Origin of the sequence: Streptomyces sp. DH12, assembly GCF_020873895.1 — a bacterium.
Classification (GTDB): domain Bacteria; phylum Actinomycetota; class Actinomycetes; order Streptomycetales; family Streptomycetaceae; genus Streptomyces.
In genome coordinates this window covers 1-431 of sequence record NZ_JAHWGT010001262.1, presented here as the reverse complement: position 1 = coordinate 431, position 431 = coordinate 1, and the positions used below count along the sequence as shown (strand labels likewise).

The 431-nt window shown below is 69.1% G+C and carries 1 protein-coding gene; it reads right to left on the bottom strand.

Annotated features, from left to right (window positions below; translation table 11 throughout):
- The coding region (locus LPA54_RS39575) for a cation transporter (RefSeq protein ID WP_228985235.1) at positions 1-359 on the bottom strand (359 nt) is incomplete at its 3' end.
- Positions 360-431 lie beyond the last annotated feature (72 nt).

Sequence of the window (431 nt, the reverse complement as noted above, 5' to 3'; positions counted from 1 at the left end):
AACTGCAGGGCCGGGATCATCGCCATCGCCACGACGGGTGCCGACAGCACGACGGCCGTCAGCAGGCGGTCGCGCAGCGGGCGGAGCTCGTCCGGTTCCGACGGCCGCTGACCGACGTCGGGCGGGGAGGGTTCTCTCGCCGTGTATCCGGTCGCCTCGACCGTGGCGATCAGGTCGGGGACGGTCACGCCGGCGCCGTAGCTGATCCGGGCCTTCTCGGTGGCGTAGTTGACCGTGGCGGTGACGCCCTCCATCCGGTTGAGCTTCCTCTCGATCCGCGCGGCGCACGAGGCGCAGGTCATCCCTCCGACGGAGAGTTCCACCTCGGCATCGGCACCGGTTGTCGTACGGACAGTCATCGCTGGCTCCTTGCGGATACGGGGCAGGGGTATCGCCCGAGGGGTTACCATGTATACCCCGGTGGGGTATGC